This is a genomic window from Trichocoleus sp. AS-A1 (assembly GCF_039962015.1).
Taxonomy (GTDB): domain Bacteria; phylum Cyanobacteriota; class Cyanobacteriia; order Cyanobacteriales; family FACHB-T130; genus FACHB-T130.
Genome location: NZ_JAMPKG010000026.1, coordinates 57,111 through 73,243 on the forward strand (window position 1 = coordinate 57,111; position 16,133 = coordinate 73,243).

General features: G+C 47.4%; 27 protein-coding genes. 1 reads left to right on the forward strand and 26 read right to left on the reverse strand.

Annotated elements, in window-relative coordinates; genetic code table 11:
* Positions 1-369: 369 nt before the first annotated feature.
* Positions 370-867 carry a hypothetical protein gene (locus tag NC994_RS19155; RefSeq protein WP_190429488.1) on the reverse strand — a complete coding sequence of 166 codons (498 nt, stop codon included), beginning with the start codon at positions 865-867 and terminating at the stop codon, positions 370-372.
* 329 nt (positions 868-1,196) lie between these two features.
* Here NC994_RS19155 and NC994_RS19160 point away from each other — a divergent pair, with 329 nt between their 5' ends.
* Positions 1,197-1,409, forward strand: a complete 213-nt coding sequence (locus tag NC994_RS19160; RefSeq protein ID WP_190431828.1) for a hypothetical protein — start codon at positions 1,197-1,199, stop codon at positions 1,407-1,409.
* Positions 1,410-1,439: 30 nt separating this feature from the next.
* Here the strand turns inward: NC994_RS19160 and prfA are convergent, their stop codons facing one another.
* The 25 genes from prfA to rpsC all read right to left on the reverse strand — a co-directional run bounded on the left by prfA (position 1,440) and on the right by rpsC (position 16,112).
* The gene (gene prfA / locus NC994_RS19165) at positions 1,440-2,552 is read right to left on the reverse strand and encodes a peptide chain release factor 1 (protein WP_190431830.1); all 1,113 of its coding nucleotides are present in this window, start codon (positions 2,550-2,552) and stop codon (positions 1,440-1,442) included.
* A 93-nt stretch (positions 2,553-2,645) separates the two neighbouring features.
* A complete protein-coding gene (gene rpmE, locus NC994_RS19170) occupies positions 2,646-2,900 on the reverse strand; it encodes a 50S ribosomal protein L31 (protein WP_190411872.1) in 255 nt (84 codons plus the stop codon).
* A 113-nt stretch (positions 2,901-3,013) separates the two neighbouring features.
* Positions 3,014-3,427 (reverse strand): 30S ribosomal protein S9, encoded by a 414-nt coding sequence (gene rpsI / locus NC994_RS19175; protein ID WP_190411873.1) that lies wholly within the window; start codon positions 3,425-3,427, stop codon positions 3,014-3,016.
* Complete coding sequence (rplM, locus tag NC994_RS19180) at positions 3,427-3,882, reverse strand: 50S ribosomal protein L13 (protein ID WP_190411874.1); 456 nt, start codon at positions 3,880-3,882, stop codon at positions 3,427-3,429. Before rplM ends, rpsI begins: the two co-directional genes overlap by 1 nt.
* 101 nt (positions 3,883-3,983) lie before the next feature.
* Positions 3,984-4,832: a tRNA pseudouridine(38-40) synthase TruA gene (truA, locus tag NC994_RS19185; RefSeq protein WP_190431832.1), complete on the reverse strand. Its 849-nt coding sequence runs from the start codon at positions 4,830-4,832 to the stop codon at positions 3,984-3,986.
* A gap of 58 nt (positions 4,833-4,890) precedes the next feature.
* Entirely contained in the window at positions 4,891-5,241 is a 351-nt protein-coding gene (rplQ, locus tag NC994_RS19190) for a 50S ribosomal protein L17 (RefSeq protein ID WP_190411876.1), read from the reverse strand.
* Positions 5,242-5,348: 107 nt separating this feature from the next.
* Positions 5,349-6,317: a DNA-directed RNA polymerase subunit alpha gene (locus tag NC994_RS19195; RefSeq protein ID WP_190411877.1), complete on the reverse strand. Its 969-nt coding sequence runs from the start codon at positions 6,315-6,317 to the stop codon at positions 5,349-5,351.
* Between the two features lie 135 nt (positions 6,318-6,452).
* Positions 6,453-6,848 (reverse strand): 30S ribosomal protein S11, encoded by a 396-nt coding sequence (rpsK, locus tag NC994_RS19200; protein WP_190411878.1) that lies wholly within the window; start codon positions 6,846-6,848, stop codon positions 6,453-6,455.
* Positions 6,849-6,965: 117 nt separating this feature from the next.
* Positions 6,966-7,349 (reverse strand): 30S ribosomal protein S13, encoded by a 384-nt coding sequence (gene rpsM, locus NC994_RS19205; protein ID WP_190411879.1) that lies wholly within the window; start codon positions 7,347-7,349, stop codon positions 6,966-6,968.
* A 61-nt stretch (positions 7,350-7,410) separates the two neighbouring features.
* Positions 7,411-7,524, reverse strand: a complete 114-nt coding sequence (rpmJ, locus tag NC994_RS19210) for a 50S ribosomal protein L36 (RefSeq protein ID WP_071782548.1) — start codon at positions 7,522-7,524, stop codon at positions 7,411-7,413.
* Between the two features lie 127 nt (positions 7,525-7,651).
* On the reverse strand, positions 7,652-7,879 hold the full coding sequence (gene infA, locus NC994_RS19215; protein WP_015203280.1) for a translation initiation factor IF-1: 228 nt from the start codon (positions 7,877-7,879) through the stop codon (positions 7,652-7,654).
* Positions 7,880-8,073: 194 nt separating this feature from the next.
* Entirely contained in the window at positions 8,074-8,640 is a 567-nt protein-coding gene (locus NC994_RS19220) for an adenylate kinase (protein ID WP_190431834.1), read from the reverse strand.
* Positions 8,640-9,980 carry a preprotein translocase subunit SecY gene (gene secY, locus NC994_RS19225; RefSeq protein ID WP_190411881.1) on the reverse strand — a complete coding sequence of 447 codons (1,341 nt, stop codon included), beginning with the start codon at positions 9,978-9,980 and terminating at the stop codon, positions 8,640-8,642. The genes NC994_RS19220 and secY overlap by 1 nt, the downstream gene beginning before the upstream one ends.
* 48 nt (positions 9,981-10,028) lie before the next feature.
* Positions 10,029-10,493 carry a 50S ribosomal protein L15 gene (rplO, locus tag NC994_RS19230; RefSeq protein ID WP_190425624.1) on the reverse strand — a complete coding sequence of 155 codons (465 nt, stop codon included), beginning with the start codon at positions 10,491-10,493 and terminating at the stop codon, positions 10,029-10,031.
* 132 nt (positions 10,494-10,625) lie between these two features.
* Positions 10,626-11,150, reverse strand: coding sequence for a 30S ribosomal protein S5 (gene rpsE / locus NC994_RS19235; protein ID WP_190411883.1), 525 nt, complete (start codon positions 11,148-11,150; stop codon positions 10,626-10,628).
* Positions 11,151-11,282: 132 nt separating this feature from the next.
* Positions 11,283-11,645 (reverse strand): 50S ribosomal protein L18, encoded by a 363-nt coding sequence (gene rplR / locus NC994_RS19240; RefSeq protein WP_190411884.1) that lies wholly within the window; start codon positions 11,643-11,645, stop codon positions 11,283-11,285.
* A 2-nt stretch (positions 11,646-11,647) separates the two neighbouring features.
* Complete coding sequence (gene rplF / locus NC994_RS19245) at positions 11,648-12,187, reverse strand: 50S ribosomal protein L6 (protein WP_190411885.1); 540 nt, start codon at positions 12,185-12,187, stop codon at positions 11,648-11,650.
* A gap of 154 nt (positions 12,188-12,341) precedes the next feature.
* Entirely contained in the window at positions 12,342-12,743 is a 402-nt protein-coding gene (gene rpsH, locus NC994_RS19250; protein ID WP_190411886.1) for a 30S ribosomal protein S8, read from the reverse strand.
* A gap of 24 nt (positions 12,744-12,767) precedes the next feature.
* A complete protein-coding gene (gene rplE / locus NC994_RS19255) occupies positions 12,768-13,313 on the reverse strand; it encodes a 50S ribosomal protein L5 (RefSeq protein WP_190411887.1) in 546 nt (181 codons plus the stop codon).
* An 81-nt stretch (positions 13,314-13,394) separates the two neighbouring features.
* Positions 13,395-13,763, reverse strand: a complete 369-nt coding sequence (rplX, locus tag NC994_RS19260; protein WP_242028859.1) for a 50S ribosomal protein L24 — start codon at positions 13,761-13,763, stop codon at positions 13,395-13,397.
* Complete coding sequence (rplN, locus tag NC994_RS19265) at positions 13,763-14,131, reverse strand: 50S ribosomal protein L14 (RefSeq protein WP_190411889.1); 369 nt, start codon at positions 14,129-14,131, stop codon at positions 13,763-13,765. Before rplN ends, rplX begins: the two co-directional genes overlap by 1 nt.
* Positions 14,132-14,355: 224 nt before the next feature.
* Positions 14,356-14,604, reverse strand: a complete 249-nt coding sequence (gene rpsQ / locus NC994_RS19270; RefSeq protein WP_190411890.1) for a 30S ribosomal protein S17 — start codon at positions 14,602-14,604, stop codon at positions 14,356-14,358.
* Between the two features lie 6 nt (positions 14,605-14,610).
* On the reverse strand, positions 14,611-14,853 hold the full coding sequence (gene rpmC, locus NC994_RS19275; RefSeq protein ID WP_190411891.1) for a 50S ribosomal protein L29: 243 nt from the start codon (positions 14,851-14,853) through the stop codon (positions 14,611-14,613).
* 3 nt (positions 14,854-14,856) lie between these two features.
* Positions 14,857-15,279, reverse strand: coding sequence for a 50S ribosomal protein L16 (rplP, locus tag NC994_RS19280; RefSeq protein WP_190411892.1), 423 nt, complete (start codon positions 15,277-15,279; stop codon positions 14,857-14,859).
* A 104-nt stretch (positions 15,280-15,383) separates the two neighbouring features.
* On the reverse strand, positions 15,384-16,112 hold the full coding sequence (gene rpsC, locus NC994_RS19285) for a 30S ribosomal protein S3 (RefSeq protein ID WP_190411893.1): 729 nt from the start codon (positions 16,110-16,112) through the stop codon (positions 15,384-15,386).
* Positions 16,113-16,133: the final 21 nt, after the last annotated feature.

Below are 16,133 nucleotides of genomic sequence, written 5' to 3' on the forward strand. Positions count from 1 at the left end.
ATGAGCGAATTATTTGACGGATGTCCGTTGGTATTGCCAGTAAGTCCGTCAGGCGATCGCGAGAGTCCAGTTTATCTTAACAAAATTTAATTCTAAAATCGGAATTGGCAACTGTTGGAAGGCAAGTTGAAAATCCAACAGCGCGATCGCCTTTCTCTAGGTGTACTGAGTGGAAAGCTGATTTTAGATTACATAAGTCCTTCTTCTCGTCTATGACTTCAGGCGCTTTTGTTATCACCTGCTCACAGCAAATAACAACTACTGGTATTCCTTGATTCAGGAAAGTGATTAAAGATTAGTAAATCTTCTCCAGCCTCAAATTTCCCAAATAATCAGTTGTATTTAATTTTTCCCGCACGCTTACTCACATTAGCGATCGCCTCTGGGAGGTGGCCCATCCCGCACTTCAATCAACTCTTCAATAGATTTCCCTACGATTCGTGCAATTGGCCCTAGCTGATTATCGTTAATTTCTTTTCCTAAGAAAATTTCTTTCAGCTCTTTCCAAGACAATCGATAAGAGTCGCAGAATCGGGCAAATTCTTTATCACTAATATCAAGTTCATCTTGTCTATCCCTCAACAGCAAGGCGACCGCCGCCGATCCATATTTAGGACGCTCGGTACTTGCAATATATCTTTTCATTAAAAGATCGACTCTACTCGTATCGCCCCCTGCCTCAGTTATCAAGTCAAAACAAGCCATTTTGAGAGCTTTGCGTAGCCGTTCATCTTCATTGAGAAAGTCAACGATTCGGAGTGCATATTCTGGTTTTATAAATCCAACGACTGCTCCCTTATAGTAGATTGGAGAATAGGGATCGTTTGGATCGTAATTCCAATCCGAAGCTTGATTATTGTTTGGCATCTCGGCACCTCTGGTCAACGCTATTTATACAAGCCTTTAGAACGGTTTTTTTAAGGAATTTACAAGAGTCTATTTTTACATTGATTTACTTAAACATAGAGTTAGAGAACCTTGACTTAATAGTGTTATTAATAATACATGAGGAATTATTGATATCTCTCTAATAAGAATAAAATACAAGAAAAAAAGGCATTTGGACAGTTTGATTTATCCTAGTCTCACTTCCAATCCACATAGATAGAGGAAAAGTTAGCTCTTTTTTAGGTAAGGGCGATCGCTATTCCAATTTTCGAGCAACACAGCAGGGTCTAACCGTTCCTTAGCTAATTTTGCCAGAATTTCAGCCTGCGGATAGTGATATAGGAGGCAAAACCGCTGATGTTGAAGCGATCGCGTCTAAGAGCAGGTTTGTTAATTCTCCAGCATTCGCTGGCAGGCTGAGTTTCCCTGATTATGGGCAATTTACTAGATATGATTTGGAAAAAATAAAAACCCAGCCGTTTATACGTCGGCTGGGTTCAGGATGGCAAAAACGCGATTAATCGCGTCTGTCGATACATTTAGCGCTCATCTTAATTAAGCGACTCAGCGTTGGTAGTGGAAGCGGCTAATTCTGCCAAGCGTTCTTGCTGATCTTGAGAAATACAAGCCTGAATAATATGTTCTAGGTCGCCTTGCAGAACTGGGTTAAGGCTGTAATTCTGACCCAGGCGATGGTCGGTGACGCGGTTATCTTTGTAATTGTAAGTACGAATTTTTTCCGAACGGGAGCCAGTACCTACCTGAGAACGCCGCATGGAGGTCACAGCTTCCTGCTGTTCGCGCAGCTTCATTTCGTAAAGCTTGGCACGGAGGATTTGCATCGCGCGTTCTTTGTTTTGCAACTGCGATCGCTCTTCCGTACAGAAAATCCGAATCCCCGTCGGCTTGTGGAACAAGTCGGCAGCAGTTTCTACCTTGTTCACATTTTGACCGCCAGCACCGCCAGAGCGAGCTGTACTCATTTCAATATCCTTCGGGTCAATGTGTATCTCTACATCATCCACCTCTGGCATTACTGCCACTGTTGCCGTTGAGGTGTGAACCCGTCCTCCAGCTTCCGTCACTGGCACTCGTTGTACCCGATGGACGCCTGCTTCAAACTTCAGTTGGCTGTAAACGTTGTCGCCCTGGATTTCCAAGATGGCTTCTTTAAAACCACCCGACTCTGCCCGCGACTCGCTGAGTAACTTAATCTTCCAGTTTTGAGTTTGGGCGTAGTAAGAGTACATCCGCACCAAATCTCCCGCCCAGATACTCGCCTCATCTCCACCTGTACCTGCGCGAATTTCCAACATGATGTTTTTGTCATCATTGGGATCGCGGGGCAAAAGTAAAATCTTGAGGCGTGTTTCCAAATGCTCAAGCTTGCTTTCCAGTTCTTCCACTTCCAAGGCTGCCATTTCCTGCAACTCAGGATCGCTGGCAGATTCCTTCTGTACCAGTTTTGCTCCCACCAAGTTTTGCTGAGTTGTTTTCCAGCTTTCGTAGGTATTAACAACTTCCTCCAATGAGGAACGAGCTTTTGCCACCCGTTGATACTCATCTGGATTGGAGGCGGTATCTGGATCTGCCAGTCGGCGAGTTAACTCATTAAAGGTTTGCTCAACGGAATTTAATTTTTCCAGCAGGTATGTTTCAGCCATAGGAAATGCGATCGCTCCACAAAAACAGCAGGAAAGCTTATCATCAATAACTTCGACCCATCAGGCGGGTCGCGCTACGAGCAAGCCGGCCCGCTACTTTTTGCCTTGGGAACCCGAATCATCACCTTGGGCTTGGGTAGTTTCCAACATTCCATATTTCCGCATGAAGCGCTCTACCCGACCTTCGGTGTCAATAATTTTCTGGGTTCCAGTGTAAAAGGGGTGGTTCCCCGACCAAACATCAACGTGAAGTTCTGGCTGTGTTGAGCCAACGGTCATTACCACTTCTCCGTTGCAGTAAACTTTTGCTTCTGGATACCACTCTGGATGAATTCCTTGTCTTGCCATGATTACTCCTCGACTGGGTAATGTCCCTATATAATTCTAGCTTTCCAGGATCAGCGAGTGCGAGGCAGACCTCGCACCTACCATCGATAACCAACTCAAATGCGATCGCTTTTTTATCGCTTCGAGTACTGCGGAGCCTTCCGGGCTTTGTGCAAGCCGTATTTCTTCCGCTCTTTCGCTCTGGGATCGCGGGTTAAGTAGCCTTCGCTTTTCAGCGGTTGGCGATTGTCCGGGTCGAGTTGGCACAAGGCTCTCGCTACTCCCAAACGAATCGAATCAGCTTGCCCCGTTAATCCACCACCGTGGGCTTTCACCAGAATGTCATACTCATTTTCCAGACCCAGAGTTTCCAGGGGGGCTTTTGCCGCTGACATATAAGCCGGTTGGTAATTGAAGTAATTGTCGCCCGGTCGGTCATTGACAATCATTTGACCGCTTCCGGGAACCAGGCGAACTCTTGCTACGGACGACTTCCGGCGACCTGTTCCCCAATAAACGACTCGACCACTTTGTTCTACTGCTTGCATTAATTTTCTCCTCCTGGAATTGTTTGAATTTTGAGTTCCTGGGGCTGTTGAGATTCATGGGGATGGGATGGTCCCGGATAAACTTTCAGCTTGGTGAACAGTTGTTTCCCTAGAGAACTCTTGGGCAACATCCCGCGCACGGCGTGTTCGATAATCCGCTCTGGGATACGGCCCTGTAGCTTAGCAAAGGTTTCCGTCTTCATTCCGCCCGGACGTCCAGAATGTTTCCGGTAGAGCTTTTGAGTGCGTTTTTTTCCGGTGACTACCACTTTTTCGGCATTGACGACGATCACGAAATCGCCGGTATCCAGATGGGGAGTAAAGGTAGGCTTGTTTTTGCCTCTGAGAATCATGGCAATTTCACTCGCCAGACGACCCAGCCGCTGCTCTGCGGCATCAACGACGTACCAATTGCGTTCGATGGAATCTTGAGATGGGATGGGGGTTTTGTTCATGGTTCTTTTTATACGCTTCAAGGGGTGAGTCAAAAGTTGGTAAGTTGGAGCTTTGAATGTTGAAGAACCCTGTAACCTTCAACCTTCTCATCTTCAAGCTTTCAACTTAGGCAATATTCGGCGGTGACAGTCGGCAAGACCAACTTAGGCTGGGTGTCAAACCAGACTTCCGGGGGAAAGGGAAACTCTGGGTAGCCAACTCGCAACAGGCACAAGCCTTTAGCGGGCGCAGAGTACTTTACTTCGTGACGACGCTGGTTTAGCCACAACTCGGTGAAGCTTTCTGGCGATCGCTCTCCCTTTCCTACCTGCACCAGTAATCCCACCAGCAGCCGCACCATGCCATACAAAAATCCGTTGGCTTGAATCTCAATATGAATAAATGAGCCGTCTCGGTAGCACTCTGCCGCCTGCACATCCACCCAGGAATGCGATCGCGCCGAATTTGCCCTGTGAAAAGCAGCCAAATGATGGCTACCTATCAAAGGGGTTAAAGCTGCCTGGATGAGAGATTCATCTAGCGGTGCATAATAATAATGCCAACTGAAGGGCTGCACAAACAAGTTTGGCTTGGGATCTGTATAGAGCGTGTATCGATACCGACGCCAGCTCGCAGAAAACCGAGCGTGCCAATTTGAACCTACAGCCGCTGAGGCTCGAATCAGAATATCATCGGGCAGATGAGAATTAAGAATCGCAGCCCATTTATCAGGCGGAATGGGACCCGTAGCCTCAAAGTGTGCCACTTGTGCTGCTGCATGCACACCGCTATCAGTGCGCCCCGCACCGTGTAGAGTAACAGGTCGTTCCTGCACCTTAGACAGAACTGTTTCAATCTCTTCCTGCACGGTGCGCCCATTAGGTTGTCGCTGCCAGCCATGAAAATGAGTGCCCAGGTATTGGATTACCAGGGCAACTCGCTGGGTTGATAATGGCATGGCTTGTAACATGATGAGCTTTGAGTAGTGAGTAGTGAGTTTTGAATTCTCTCAGTCCTCAGTCCTCACGTTAAACCAGCTCGATAATTGCCATTTCAGCATTATCACCCCGACGTGGCACAGTTCGCAGGATACGGGTGTATCCCCCGTTGCGTTCGCCGTAACGGCTAGCGGCTTGCTCAAACAGGGCATGAACCAACTGTTTGTCATAAATGTAGCCCATGGCTTGCCTGCGGGCTGCCAGAGAGCCGTCCTTTGCCAGAGTAATCATTTTTTCCACTTCCGGGCGCAGCGCCTTAGCACGCGTCTTTGTGGTTGTGATTCGGCCCTGACGGATTAATTCGGTTGTCAGCGCCCTTAACAGCGCTCGACGCTGGTCGGCAGGCTTACCTAGTTTTGGAATACGACGACAGTGACGCATAACGATTTTGAATTGCTAATTGGGAATTGGTAACTGCTAATGGGTACTCGGTGAAGAAGTAATGGGTAATCGGTAATTAATTCTACCTATTACCATTACTCTTTACTTCAAGTTGTTTTCGCAGCCTTTTCGTGAGGCAGGGTAATTCCTAGTCGCCGCTGTAAGGCTTCGATGACTTCTTCTGCCGACTTTTGACCAAAGTTTTTAATCTCTAGTAGATCCTCTTGGCTGTAATCCAGCAAGTCAGCTACAGAGTTAATTTGCGCTCGCTTGAGACAGTTGTATGCCCTCACCGAAAGCTGCAATTCTTCGATTGGGATCTGGCTGGTAGGATCTTCATCATCGGCATAGTCTACCGTCATCGGATCGAGGGTGATATCTTTCAGGGGATTGAACAAATCCACCAGAATACTTGCCGCTTGAGAAAGTGCCTCTTGGGGACTGAGGCTGCCATTCGTCCAGATTTCAAGGATTAGTCGGTCTCTTTCCAGAGAACCGTCAATCCGGGCATCTTCAATGCTGTAGTTAACTTTATGCACGGGCATAAACACAGCGTCAATCTGGAGGAAGTCCAAAGCAGCAGTGTCATCTCGTCCCCGGTCTACGGCGCGATATCCCTTTCCTCGTTCGATGCGGAATTCCATTTCCAACCTAGCGTCGTCTGCTAGGGTAGCAACGTATTGATTAGGATCGACCACCTCAACTTCAGAGGGTAAATCAAATCGTCCGGCTGTCACCGTTGCTGGGCCTGTGACAGTTAATCGAGCAATTTGGGGATGGGAGGAGTGACTTTTGAGTACAATGTCCTTCATGTTCAGCAGAATTTCTAGGACATCCTCCCGAACTCCCTCAACTGTGGCAAACTCATGATTAACCCCAGCAATCCGAACAGCTGTCACGGCTGTCCCTTCTAAATTAGACAGTAGAACCCGCCTCAGCGCATTGCCGACGGTGGTACCTTGACCCCGTTCTAGAGGCTCCAGGACAAATTTGCTATATTGGCTCCGATTATTCTCAGTTTTGGACTCTACACACTCAATTTGAAACTGCGCCACGGAGTGACCTCCCTTCTTCATAAAACCCCTGGAAAGAACGCTAGAAGCTCTTCCCTAGCATTGCCCCTACTGTCTCAATGCCAATTTAGCAGTTAGCTGTTTGCCACTTGCTGCTAATTACGAATTGCTTTGACAGCGATCGCTGTCAAAGCAATTCTAGACTCGACGTCGCTTGGGCGGACGGCAGCCATTGTGGGGGATTGGCGTCACATCTCGAATTAAGGTAATTTCTAGCCCCGCCCCTTGCAGCGCTCGAATCGCGGTTTCTCGACCAGCTCCTGGACCGCTAACCATGACTTCGATCTGACGCATCCCCTGATCGGTCGCTCGGCGAGCCGCGCTTTCAGCTGCGGTTTGCGCTGCAAAAGGAGTTCCTTTTTTCGCTCCTTTAAAGCCACTTGAGCCAGCTGAAGCCCAGGAGAGGACGTCTCCATTCGTGTCAGAAATCGTGACAATCGTGTTGTTAAAAGTAGACTGAATGAAAGCTACGCCATTAGGTACGTTGCGTTTTTGTTTTTTTGGACCTGTTTTTTTTGTTGGTTGTCGCGCCATGTGGATCTAGTTGACAGTAGTTATAATGGGTTGGCTGAATTGGTTGGTCAATTTTGCTTTTAGCAAACGACCGAAATCCAAGCCTCTGCTTTTAGCTTTTCAGCTAGCACAAGAAGGTTATTTCGGCCCTGGTGCCTTTCTCTTACCTGCGACTGTGAGACGTCTGCCGCGACGGGTTCGCGCATTTGTACGGGTTCGTTGACCCCGAACTGGCAAGCCCATTCGATGACGCCGACCCCGGTAGGTGCCAATGTCAATCAGGCGCTTGATGTTCATCGCCTCCCAGCGTCTGAGATCCCCTTCAATTTGATAGTTGCTTTCCACTGCTTCGCGCAGAGCAGCAACGTCGGAATCACTTAAGTCTTTTACTCTTGTGTCTGGATTAACTTTGGATGCTGCCAAAATTTCTTTGGAGCGCGAGAGTCCAATTCCATAAATGTAAGTCAGACCAATTTCTACGCGTTTATCGCGAGGAAGGTCTACCCCAGCAATCCGTGCCACGCTTGTTGTCTCCCTAGTCTTGCTTTTAGTGCTATAAACTTGTCCTGAGGATCGGGTTGAGTTAACCTTGGCGTTGCTTGTGTTTTGGGTTAGAACAAATCACCATGACTCGACCGCGCCGCCGAATGACGCGGCATTTTTCACAAATTTTTCGGACTGATGCTCGAACTTTCATGCCTATTTTGGCTACATTGCAAGCTCTACATTATATCACTTTTTAAGTGTATTTAAAAGTTCATCTAATTGATGAAGTTTTTCATAACACAAGCTTTTAAAAACGAGCGAGTCGCTTTTTTTGGCAACTACTTTTTGTTGCGTAGCCGGTAAGTTATTCTGCCTTTGGTTAGGTCGTATGGGGTGAGTTCCACTTTGACGCGATCGCCCGGTAGAATTTTGATGTAATTCCGGCGGATTTTCCCAGAAATATGGGCTAATACATTAAACCCATTGTCTAAATCGACGCGAAACATTGCATTAGGCAGGGATTCTGTTACCGTGCCTTCCATTTCAATTAAATCTTGTTTAGCCAAGTTATCCTTTTCCTCAATTCTTCAGCTTGCCTACTGTCATTCACAGCTCATTCCCCTGACTGACAGTCAAGGTCTTATTAACATATTTTATCAAAAATTTACTTCATCAGGTTGGGGGTCAGTCCCAGCCGCCAGTCGGAAAGTAGATTGGCAACGAACTGACCCCTGACATTGGGAGATCGCACCCGCTCCTGTCAAGAATGAACAACTTGTTTGAGTGCGGAAGTAACTTCCTCTAGAGAGCGATCGCCATCAATTGAAACCAACTGTTGGCGCTGCTTGTAGAAATCAATTAGCGGAGCCGTTTGGTTGCGATAAACTTCCAAACGATGACGAATGACTTCTTCTGTATCATCCGTTCGTCCTTGCTTGCGACCTCGTTCCAGCATCCGATCTACCAAAACTTCGTCCGCAACTTCCAGATTGAGAACGTAATCGGAGACTTGGTCTAATTTTTGCAACAATTCATCCAGAAAAGTCGCCTGAGAGACGTTACGGGGGAAACCATCTAAAATCCAACCGGATTGGGCATCTGTTTGGGTCAAGCGATCGCGCACCAAATCCAATATCAAAGCATCGGGAACCAACTCACCTCGATCCATATAGGACTTCGCCTTCAAACCGAGTTCAGTTCCAGCCGCCTTGGCATTTCTCAAGATATCACCCGTGGAAACATGAGGAATTTCCAGCTCTTGAGCGAGGATATGTGCCTGAGTTCCCTTCCCTGCTCCTGGCGGCCCCAAAAAAATCAATCGCGTCACTACTGCTTCACCATTCCTTCATAGCGCTGGGAAATGACATAGGTTTGGATTTGCTTTGCTGTATCAATTGCCACGCCCACCAAAATCAGCAAAGAAGTAGCTCCCAGCCCTTGAAAAGTTGTAATGCCGGTGGCTCTTTCTACAATTGTGGGCACAATTGCCACTAATCCCAAAAAGATAGCGCCTAAGAAAGTTAGCCGATTCAAAACTCCTTCCACGTAATCGCTAGTAGCCCGACCTGGACGGATGCCAGGTATGCTGGCTCCCATCTTTTTCAAGTTCTGTGATAAATCCACAGGATTTACAATCAAAGATGCGTAAAAGTAGCTGAAAAACAGAATCAAGATCAGATAAACGACCTCATAAACTCCGGGCGTCTGACTATTGGGATTTAGAGCATTCGCAACTTGATTGAGAACTTGATGTATTTGACTCAAGACCGGATTATTGCCCGTATTTTGAGTCATCTGAGCTAGGAAACCTGGGAAAATTAGAACGGAAGAGGCAAAAATGATCGGCATAACTCCACCCTGGTTCAGCCGCAAAGGCAGGTAGCTCGTCCTTTCCCGGTAGAGTCGTTTACCTACCTGTCGGCGTGCCGAAATAATCGGAATCCGCCTGGTTCCCTCCTGCACAAACACAATTCCCAAGATCATGACTAGGAAAACTAGCAGCAGAATGATCACGGGTCCTACATTGCGATTGTCAACCTGGGCATAATTAATAGTTTGCCCAAGCGATTTAGGTAGAACTGCAACAATATTGATGAAAATCAACAAAGAAGCGCCGTTACCAACCCCCCGCTCGGTAATCAGCTCTGACACCCACATAACAAACATTGAACCAGCGGTTAGAGCGAGTGCAGTCTCCGCGATAAACAGGGGTCCCCGAACGTTTGTTGCATAGCGTTCAAGCCATACCGCAATGAAGCTAGTTTGAATCAAAGCCCCTCCCAGCGCTACATAGCGAGTAATCTGAGAGATTTTTCGCCTTCCAGCTTCTCCTTCATCCTTCTGCAATTTTTCCAAAGAAGGAATGGCAGCTGTTAGTAATTGGATAATGATGGAGGCATTGATATAGGGCAAAATCCCTAGAGCAAAAATCCCCAAGGCGGTAATTCCGCCCCCAGAGAAGATGTCCAGAAATCCAATTAATTGGTTATTTTGAATATCTTGAGCAAACCTAGCCCGGTCAATTCCTGGTACTGGCAAAAAGATGCCAATGCGAACTAAAATCAGCAAGCCGATGGTGAGAAGCAGCCGACCTCTAAGACCGGCTGCTTGAGCCATCTGTGCAAAGGTTTCCTGAGCAGTTGGGCTTTTGTCTCGACTAACGACCATGTAAGGAATACCTCAACGATGAGCAAGAGACGCTGGCATGCAATATGTTTAACCCTTATGGGCACGGGCAGCAACAACTTCACAACTGCCACCAGCGGCTTCAATCTTGCTGCGAGCCGAGCTAGTGAAAGCTGCTGCTTTTACGTTCAGAGCCACATTCAGTTCACCGTCACCGAGGATTTTCAGAGAACCATGATTTGCGGTGAGAATGCCAGACTCCATCAATGAGTCTAGAGTCACTTCCGTGTTAGCAGGGAGTGATGCCAGCTTACTTACGTTGATCGTAGTGTATTGCTTACGATTAATGACCGTAAAGTGCTTTAACTTAGGCAGGCGACGGTACAGTGGCATTTGTCCGCCTTCAAATCCGGGTCGTGTGCCCCGCCCCGATCTAGATTTTTGACCGCGCATCCCAAAGCCACCACTGGCACCTTGACCAGCTGCTATACCTCGTCCAATGCGTCGGCGGCGCTTCTTTGAGCCTTTTTTAGGAACTGCATCTTCTAATCTCATTCGCTTGACCTTGAGGATTGACGACTTATTTTTTGGGGAAGCTATTAGCTGTTAGTGTTTTGTTGTTTGTTCAAGATATTAAAGTTGCCTTTAAACTGAGAGTCACTAATAGCTAATCGCTGATGGCTAAATTTAGGCGTAGAGATTTTCGATAGGAATCCCGCGTTCTTCAGCCACTTCAGAAAATGTACGCAAGGTGGAAAGAGCATTCACGGCGGCTCTAGCATTGTTCAAAGGGTTATTAGAACCCAGCTGCTTTGCCAAGATGTTCCGCACACCTGCTAACTCCAGCACAGTACGTACAGCACCACCGGCAATAACGCCCGTTCCTGGAGCTGCGGGTCGCATCATCACTTGGGCACCACCCCCAGCTCCGTTAATAGGATGGGGGATAGAATTTGCCTTGGTCAAGGGGATGTCAATTAAGTGTTTTTTGCCATCGGCAACGCCTTTACGAACAGCTCCAATTACATCACTTGCTTTGCCAACGCCGACGCCAACTTGACCGCGCTCATTGCCAATGACAACGATCGCGCGGAAGCTGAGTTTTTTACCGCCTTTGACGACCTTACTAACACGACGGATCTGGATCACCCGTTCTTGAAAGGTGATTTCTTTTTCCCGACGCGCAGAACTTTTCCGACGCTCTTTTGCCATAGTTTTATCCTGAACCTTGAGAGTGAAAGTAAAAACTAAAAATGTAAAAAGGCAAAAGAAAGAGAAATCAAAGGTAGAAATATGAACATAAAAACTTCTTTCTTTTTACTTTTGCCTTTTGCATGCTTGTCTTTAGAAATCCAACCCAGCTTCGCGAGCAGCGTCTGCCAGGGCTTTGATTCGACCGTGATAAAGGTTGCCGCCTCGGTCAAAGACAACCCTCGAAATGCCTTGAGCGATCGCTCGCTGAGCAATTAACTTGCCTACCTCAACAGAGGCGGCACAGGAAGCTCCTGTTGTTAACTGTGATTTTAGATCCGGTTCCAAAGTTGAGGCACAGGCAAGAGTACGTTGTTGAGTGTCGTCAATTACCTGGACATAAATGTGCTGATTGGATCGAAAGACAGCTAACCGAGGACGCTCACTACTGCCATTTACCTTACGCCGCACCCGGTGATGCCGACGTTGAATTAGTTCTTTACGAGTTAGCTTCATCTTTACTTCTTACCTGCCTTTCCAGCTTTACGTCTTACGACTTCACCCGCATAGCGAATGCCTTTACCCTTGTAAACTTCCGGTGGACGGACAGCACGGATTCGAGCAGCGATATTTCCTACGATTTCTTTATCAATGCCGCTTACAACTACATTTGTGTTGTTTTCTACGGCCATTTGAACACCGTCGGGAGGTTCAATCTGAACTGGATGACTGTAACCCACGCTCAGAATCAGATTGCGACCTTGAACTGCCGCACGATAACCGACTCCCTGGATTTCTAGACGACGCTGAAATCCTTGGGAAACTCCATCGACCATGTTGGCAATCAGAGTACGAGAAAGACCGTGGCGTTGACGAGCTGCGCGAGATTCATCCCGCCGCTTGACTAAGATCGTTTCTCCCTCCTGCTCTATACTCACCTCAGATGGTAGAACCCTGGATAGTTCTCCTTTAGGCCCTTTCACTGCAACATGTTGCCCTTCGATCGAGACTTGTACCTTAGCAGGAATATTAATAGGGCGTTTGCCAATACGAGACATGACTTAATCCTCCTAATCAATTAGCCGTTAGCCGTTAGCTGTTAGCTGTTAGCTTTTGGTCTATCGGTGAGTCCGAAAGTCTGTGCTTTTCTAGGTTTTTGAAACCTACCAGCCAATCGAGCTAATAGCTAATAACTAATAGCTATTAGCTTATCTACCAGATGTAGCAAAGCACTTCTCCACCTACACCCTGACGCCGTGCTTCCCGGTCAGTCATAATGCCGCTGGAGGTAGAAATGATCGCAATTCCGATACCGCCCAGCACGCGGGGTAGTTCTTTGCGGTTAGAGTAGACCCGCAGACCAGGTTTGCTGACCCGCTTTAAGGTATTAATAATCGGTTGACGGTTTTTGCCTTTGTACTTTAGAGAAATTAGCAAGTGTTGCTTAATCCCTTCGCCAACTTCTTCAAATTCAGCAATAAAGCCTTCCTCCCTGAGGACTTTGGCAATACTGCGAGTCATCTTTGTCGCTGGTATTTCTGTTGTTTGGTGCCGCGCCAGATTCGCATTCCGAATGCGAGTCAGCATATCTGAAATTGTGTCGTTTGCCGCCATTATTCCCTCCTTATTTTGACTGCCTCATTGATCCCGGAAAGGCATTCCCATTTCTTTTAGCAAGGCGCGGCCTTCTTCGTCGGTATTTGCTGTAGTAATAATGGAAATGTCCATGCCCCGAATTTGGTCGATGCTGTCGTATTCGATTTCTGGAAATATCAGCTGTTCTCTAATGCCTAGGCTGTAATTTCCCCGACCATCAAAGCTCTTGGGACTAATGCCGCGAAAGTCCCGAATCCGTGGCAAGGACAGGTTAATTAATCGGTCGAGAAAGGCATACATCCGATCCGCCCGCAGAGTCACCATCACGCCGACTGGCATCCCTTGGCGAAGTTTAAATCCAGCGATCGCCTTTTTCGCCCGCGTCACTACTGGTTTTTGACCCGTAATTTTGGCAATTTCAGCAAGGGAAGATTCCAACGCTTTAGCGTTGGTAGAAGCCTCACCTAGACCTCGATTAACCGTAACCTTTATGACTTTGGGTACCTGATGGGTATTCGTGTAATTAAACTGAGTCATCAGTTTAGGAACGATCGTATCTTGGTACAGCGTTTTCAGTTTTTGTGTCATTGTTTTTTTCCTTAATATCCCTGGGCTTGGTCAGGGGAAATAGCAGTTAGTAATTAGCAATATGCTGTAACTAACAACTATTTAGTCAATAATTTCACCCGTCTTTTTGAGCATCCGCACTTTGCGTCCTTCTTCATTCAAGGTGTAGCAAATGCGGCTGGCAATCTTTTGTTGAGCCGAGTAAAGCATCACGTTAGAGCTATGGATTGGTGCCTCTACTGTCACGATTTGACCGGATTCACCTTCTTGCTGAGGTTTAACGTGCTTGGTTTTAATGTTGATGCCTTTGACAATTACTCGACTTTCTTGGGGAAGCGTCCGCAAAATTTCACCAACCTTGCCTTTATCACGACCGGCAATCACTTGTACTGTGTCGCCTTTTTTGACATGCATTTTATAGCGCTGGGGAAGCTTCGTCCCGTTTCTTTTAGACTGTTTTTTTGCGGCCATTAGAGTACCTCCGGAGCTAGAGAAACAATTTTGGTGAAGTTTTTGTCGCGCAGCTCGCGTGCAACTGGCCCAAAAACGCGCGTCCCTCTAGGGTTGCCATCTGCGTTGATGATGACGGCGGCGTTATCATCGAAGCGAATACTCATACCGCTGTCCCGGCGCATATTTTTTCGGGTACGGACAATCACGGCTCGCACAACATCCGACTTTTTAACCGCCATATTGGGAATGGCATCTTTGACGACCGCAATGATTACGTCGCCAACACCGGCATAGCGTCGGCCACTGGCACCTAAGACGCGGATGCACATCAATTTACGAGCGCCGCTGTTGTCTGCGACATTAAGGTAAGATTGGGGCTGAATCATAGTTCTTAGCTTCGGATGCGTAAGTTTTGAATAATAGTTTTGAGCTGTAAGTTTTAAGTTTTAGCAAAAGAAAGAACCTAAGAAGTTTGATTTTTATTCCCGACATTCTTTCGTTAGATTTCCGCTTAAAACTTGTTACTGACGGGTTTACCTCATTAAATATCGGTGTCAAATCGAAATTTTCGATGAACCCGCCTTTACAAACTCAAAACTCATAACTTTACTTATTGAACCTCACGGTTGAGAATTTCAGCGACTGCCCATCGTTTGGTGCGGCTGAGAGGACGTGTTTCGGAAATCCGGACGCGATCGCCTACCTTGCACTGATTTTCTTCGTCGTGAGCTTTGTAACGCTTTGTACGCACTACAATTTTTCCGTACTTAGGGTGCGGTGAGCGGTTCTCGACAGCAACCACTACGGTCTTTTGCATCTTGTCGCTGACGACCAAGCCAACTCGTTCTTTAACTGCCATTGGGGTCTACTCCTCGGATGTTGCATCTGGTTGTGGCTTTTGAGCCTTTGCAGCCCGTTGCCGCTCCCCTTCTACAGTTAGGAGCTGACCTAAACGATGCTTCGTATGCTTGAACTGGTGTAACTTTTCCAAGCGTCGGGTTGCCTGTTGCAGCCGTAAATCAAACAGCTGACGCTTGACAGCTAAAATTTCTTCAGCCAGTTCTCGATCGCCTAAATTTCTGGCTTCTTCTATCTTGGGCAGAGCCATAACTCACACAGTCCCTTCTTCTTCACGAGTGATGAACTTCGTCTTAATTGGCAACTTGTGGGAAGCTAGACGCATCGCCTCCCTGGCGGTTTCTTCAGGAACCCCGGCAATCTCAAACAAGATCCGGCCTGGCTTCACGACAGCTACCCAAAATTCCGGCGAACCTTTACCAGAACCCATACGGGTTTCAGCAGGGCGCATTGTAACTGGTTTATCCGGGAAGATCCGAATCCAGATTTTTCCACCCCGACGGATGTAGCGGGTCATGGCTCGGCGGCTGGCTTCAATTTGACGGGAGGTAATCCAAGAAGGTTCTGTGGATTGGAGGCCAAAGTCACCGAAGTTTAGGCTACTGCCGCGAGTTGCCAAACCGTTCATCCGCCCGCGCTGCTGTTTGCGAAATTTTGTTCTTCTGGGACTTAACATGACTTGGTAAGGGGTAATTGATAATTGGTAATTAGTAATTGGTAACTGGTAATTGGGCGTTTTCTTTTTGATTACCCATTACCGATTACCGATTACCTATCAACCTATTCATTAGAGCGGTCTTCAAATTGCTGGCGACGACGCTGTTGACGACGTCTAGGCTGAGCGTTGTTAGGAGCCGGAATTTCTTCCTGACCAGGAATCACTTCACCTTTGAAGATCCAAACTTTAACGCCAAGAATGCCGTAAATAGTTTTGGCAGTGCGGTAAGCGTAGTCAATGTTGGCTCGAAGAGTATGCAGAGGAACTCTGCCTTCCCTTGTCCACTCGGTTCGGGCAATTTCCGCCCCGTTTAACCGTCCGCTGACTTGTACTTTAATTCCCTGGACTTCAGCTCGTTGGGCACGTTGAATCGCTTGACGCACGACGCGCCGGAAGGAAACTCGTCGCTCTAACTGTTGAGCAATATACTCAGCAATCAGTCCGGCGTCGGCATCTACCCGTGCTACTTCGATCACGTTGATCCGAATTTGACGATTGCCACCGCCTAAAGCTTCTTGAAGATCGCCGCGTAATACTTCAATGCCAGTACCACCGCGACCTACCACAACACCCGGTCGAGCTGTGTGGATTTCTAAGTCAATTTGATCGGCTTTGCGCTCAATCCGTACTTGGGAGATACCAGCGTTACTGAGTTTTTTCTCTACGACCTGCCGAATAGTGTGGTCTTCTTGCAGGAGTTCTGGGTAGCGCTTAGCATCCGCAAACCAACGGGAGCGATGTTCTTGGGTAATCCCCAGCCGAAAACCAATTGGATGAATTTTCTGTCCCACGAATGCGTCCTCTTAAATCAG

Bases quoted from the DNA above. Each gene is read 5' to 3' on its own strand.
- rpsI (WP_190411873.1), bottom strand. From the start codon at position 3,427: ATGCAAGCAGTAGAACAAAGTGGTCGAGTCGTTTATTGGGGAACAGGT.
- rpsE (WP_190411883.1), bottom strand. From the start codon at position 11,150: ATGGCAAAAGAGCGTCGGAAAAGTTCTGCGCGTCGGGAAAAAGAAATC.
- rpmE (WP_190411872.1), bottom strand. From the start codon at position 2,900: ATGGCAAGACAAGGAATTCATCCAGAGTGGTATCCAGAAGCAAAAGTT.
- rpsQ (WP_190411890.1), bottom strand. From the start codon at position 14,604: ATGGCAGTTAAAGAACGAGTTGGCTTGGTCGTCAGCGACAAGATGCAA.
- rplE (WP_190411887.1), bottom strand. From the start codon at position 13,313: ATGACACAAAAACTGAAAACGCTGTACCAAGATACGATCGTTCCTAAA.
- truA (WP_190431832.1), bottom strand. From the start codon at position 4,832: ATGTTACAAGCCATGCCATTATCAACCCAGCGAGTTGCCCTGGTAATC.
- rpsH (WP_190411886.1), bottom strand. From the start codon at position 12,743: ATGGCGGCAAACGACACAATTTCAGATATGCTGACTCGCATTCGGAAT.
- rplO (WP_190425624.1), bottom strand. From the start codon at position 10,493: ATGAGATTAGAAGATGCAGTTCCTAAAAAAGGCTCAAAGAAGCGCCGC.
- rplX (WP_242028859.1), bottom strand. From the start codon at position 13,763: ATGGCCGCAAAAAAACAGTCTAAAAGAAACGGGACGAAGCTTCCCCAG.
- NC994_RS19195 (WP_190411877.1), bottom strand. From the start codon at position 6,317: ATGAAGAAGGGAGGTCACTCCGTGGCGCAGTTTCAAATTGAGTGTGTA.
- rplR (WP_190411884.1), bottom strand. From the start codon at position 11,645: ATGAAGCTAACTCGTAAAGAACTAATTCAACGTCGGCATCACCGGGTG.
- prfA (WP_190431830.1), bottom strand. From the start codon at position 2,552: ATGGCTGAAACATACCTGCTGGAAAAATTAAATTCCGTTGAGCAAACC.
- rplP (WP_190411892.1), bottom strand. From the start codon at position 15,279: ATGTTAAGTCCCAGAAGAACAAAATTTCGCAAACAGCAGCGCGGGCGG.
- rpmC (WP_190411891.1), bottom strand. From the start codon at position 14,853: ATGGCTCTGCCCAAGATAGAAGAAGCCAGAAATTTAGGCGATCGAGAA.
- rpmJ (WP_071782548.1), bottom strand. From the start codon at position 7,524: ATGAAAGTTCGAGCATCAGTCCGAAAAATTTGTGAAAAATGCCGCGTC.
- rplF (WP_190411885.1), bottom strand. From the start codon at position 12,187: ATGTCTCGTATTGGCAAACGCCCTATTAATATTCCTGCTAAGGTACAA.
- rplN (WP_190411889.1), bottom strand. From the start codon at position 14,131: ATGATTCAGCCCCAATCTTACCTTAATGTCGCAGACAACAGCGGCGCT.
- NC994_RS19155 (WP_190429488.1), bottom strand. From the start codon at position 867: ATGCCAAACAATAATCAAGCTTCGGATTGGAATTACGATCCAAACGAT.
- secY (WP_190411881.1), bottom strand. From the start codon at position 9,980: ATGGTCGTTAGTCGAGACAAAAGCCCAACTGCTCAGGAAACCTTTGCA.
- rplQ (WP_190411876.1), bottom strand. From the start codon at position 5,241: ATGCGTCACTGTCGTCGTATTCCAAAACTAGGTAAGCCTGCCGACCAG.
- rpsK (WP_190411878.1), bottom strand. From the start codon at position 6,848: ATGGCGCGACAACCAACAAAAAAAACAGGTCCAAAAAAACAAAAACGC.
- rplM (WP_190411874.1), bottom strand. From the start codon at position 3,882: ATGAACAAAACCCCCATCCCATCTCAAGATTCCATCGAACGCAATTGG.